The sequence below is a fragment of the Pseudomonas syringae pv. cilantro genome, assembly GCF_001293775.1.
Classification (GTDB): Bacteria; Pseudomonadota; Gammaproteobacteria; order Pseudomonadales; family Pseudomonadaceae; genus Aquipseudomonas; species Aquipseudomonas syringae_P.
Genome location: NZ_LGLN01000082.1, coordinates 1 through 547 on the forward strand (window position 1 = coordinate 1; position 547 = coordinate 547).

General features: G+C 50.5%; 1 pseudogene. It reads right to left on the bottom strand.

What is annotated here, in order from left to right:
• Window positions 1-433 (bottom strand): annotated as a pseudogene (locus tag ABJ99_RS23875) (LPD7 domain-containing protein); the annotation flags it as partial.
• Window positions 434-547: the final 114 nt, after the last annotated feature.

Sequence of the window (547 nt, forward strand, 5' to 3'; positions counted from 1 at the left end):
AGCCCACGGGGTTGGCTTCATTACCACTGAGCAAGTTAATGCGCGGCACGATCACATGAATATGCGGTTTGCGCTCGACAGGCTTGCCGGTCTTCTTGTCAGTTACCCATTTGATTTTCGGCAAATGCGCTTCTGCATAGAAATTGAATTCTTCCGCTTTATACGCATACATGAGAAACTGTTTAAATTCGGCTGTAACTGCTTTAAGTGTGGATTCAGCCACAGCGTCTTCACGAAAGCTAAGCGTGAACGTCAAGTAACGGTCCTGGCCGCGATCAGGGATGCTCTCATATATAGAACGGGTTAAATCGAGGTCGCCGGATATAACCAGGCGATGATCCAGTTCATCGCGAGTGAACTCACGCCCTGACTTATTGCCTTCTTCGAGATATTCCTGTGCGCCAGTGTTGTACCCACTGGGCCTAATCAGCATCAGAGACACCTGCCAACAGCAGGGCCTCGATGGCGGTCAACTTGTTCAACCAGAGGGTGTACGTCTTTTCAGAAATGACGCCACGGCGGTGTGCAGCATTCACCTGATGGGCCA